The sequence below is a fragment of the Paraburkholderia podalyriae genome (assembly GCF_014397785.1).
Taxonomy (GTDB): domain Bacteria; phylum Pseudomonadota; class Gammaproteobacteria; order Burkholderiales; family Burkholderiaceae; genus Paraburkholderia; species Paraburkholderia podalyriae.
Genome location: NZ_VZQQ01000242.1, coordinates 1 through 1,046 on the forward strand (window position 1 = coordinate 1; position 1,046 = coordinate 1,046).

1 protein-coding gene is annotated in these 1,046 nt (G+C 63.6%); it reads left to right on the forward strand.

The annotated features are described in order from the left end of the window. The coding region (locus F6X42_RS42810) for a pyridoxal phosphate-dependent aminotransferase (RefSeq protein ID WP_187639757.1) at positions 1 to 1,046 on the forward strand (1,046 nt) is incomplete at both ends.

Genomic DNA, 1,046 nt, shown 5'->3' on the forward strand with positions numbered 1-1,046 from the left:
GAGATCATTCAGGACATGATCCTGAATCTGCCCAGTTCGTCGGGCTACTCGGATTCGAAGGGCGTGTTCGCCGCGCGCAAGTCGATCATGCACTACACGCAGCAAAAGGGCGCGCACGGCGTCGAACTCGACGACATCTACATCGGCAACGGCGCGTCCGAGCTGATCGTGATGGCGCTGCAGGGCCTCGTCAACGATGGCGACGAAGTGCTGCTGCCCGCACCCGATTACCCGCTGTGGACCGCCGGCGTGAGCCTCGCGGGCGGCACGCCGGTGCACTACATCTGCGACGAGTCCAATAGCTGGATGCCCGACCTCGACGACATCCGCGCGAAAATCACGCCCAACACGCGCGCGCTCGTCGTGATCAACCCGAACAATCCGACCGGCGCGCTGTATTCGGACGAACTGCTGCTGGGCCTGATCGAGATCGCCCGCCAGCATGGCCTCGTGATCTTTGCCGACGAGGTTTACGACAAGATCGTCTACGACGGCAAGACGCACACGTCGATGGCGTCGCTGTCCGAGGATGTGCTGACCGTCACGTTCAACAGCCTGTCGAAGAGCTACCGCTCGTGCGGCTACCGCGCCGGCTGGATGGCAATTTCGGGCCTGACCGGCGAGAACCGCCGGCTCGCGAAAGACTATCTGGAAGGGCTCGGCATCCTCGCGTCGATGCGGCTGTGTCCGAACGTGCCCGGCCAGTACGCGATCCAGACCGCGCTCGGCGGCTATCAGAGCATCAACGACCTGATCGTGCCGGGCGGACGCCTGTACAAACAGCGCGAACTCGCCTACGACATGCTGACGGCGATCCCCAGCGTCAGCTGCGTGAAGCCCGAGGCGGCGCTGTACATGTTCCCGCGCCTCGACCCGAAGGTGTATCCGATCCAGAACGACCAGCAGTTCATCCTCGACCTGCTGCTCGAAGAGCGCGTGCTGCTCGTGCAGGGCACCGGCTTCAACTGGAAAACGCCGGATCACTTCCGCGTCGTGTTCCTGCCGAACGTCGACGACCTCGCGGATTCGATCAACCGGATCGCGCG